Consider the following 392-nt stretch of genomic DNA (forward strand, 5'->3'; position numbering starts at 1 on the left):
TCAAACCGCTGGCCGAAACGGTCGAGGCGAACAATATTACGCACCTTATGGTCTTGGCACAAAGCGGTAAGGCGAATGTTAACAATGGTGTTATGTATCTGGATGTAGGCGACACCTACAGTGTATTTGTACACGAATTAGCGCACTTTGTTGGGTTCGTCGATGAATATCCGCTTACTGCCGGATTGGCAAGAGAATACTGTAGCCGTAAAACCGCCCCCAATTTGGTGTTCCTGGGAGAAATCACCTACGCGCCATTGGACAACATAGCGCAATGGCAGGCCATTGAGTTCCCGGTGCGGTTATATCCAGCCAGAACCTGCCACAATATTCGTCAGCCAAGCTATAAACCCAGTGAGCGTATGACGTTTCTGGAAAATCATGATGCGAAG

1 pseudogene is annotated in these 392 nt (G+C 48.7%); it reads left to right on the forward strand.

Annotation, left to right across the window (positions count from 1 at the left end):
- Positions 1-392, forward strand: a pseudogene (locus NLF92_RS12685) (sel1 repeat family protein); the annotation flags it as partial.

The sequence above is a fragment of the Opacimonas viscosa genome (assembly GCF_024199005.1).
In the GTDB taxonomy this organism is placed as follows: Bacteria; Pseudomonadota; Gammaproteobacteria; order Enterobacterales; family Alteromonadaceae; genus Opacimonas; species Opacimonas viscosa.